Annotated in this window: 1 protein-coding gene; it reads left to right on the forward strand. The window is 25.0% G+C overall.

What is annotated here, in order from left to right; all coding sequences use genetic code 11:
- On the forward strand, nucleotides 1-276 hold a 276-nt coding region (locus KVT37_RS32205; RefSeq protein WP_217579026.1), incomplete at both ends, for a hypothetical protein.

Here is a 276-nt window from a genome sequence, read left to right on the forward strand (position 1 = left end):
GAGGAAGAAAAATTTAAGATTTTAAAGAAAAAAACGAGCAATTACAGAAACAGATTGAAAAATTCATTTTGGTATGCTGTTAATCCCATAAGTAATTTAAAGAATAGAACTAAATTTAACTTTCAACAAGATTATTTGACATATGAAAAGAATATAAAACTATTAAACAGAGTATTGGATATTGAATATAATGGTAATAATGCTATCTCGGTTATGTCTATGGATAAGCTATATGAAAGCTGGTTGTATATTAAGATTATTGATATTATTGCCCAT

Origin of the sequence: Mesorhizobium sp. GbtcB19 (genome assembly GCF_019091085.1) — a bacterium.
Classification (GTDB): Bacteria; Pseudomonadota; Alphaproteobacteria; order Rhizobiales; family Rhizobiaceae; genus Mesorhizobium.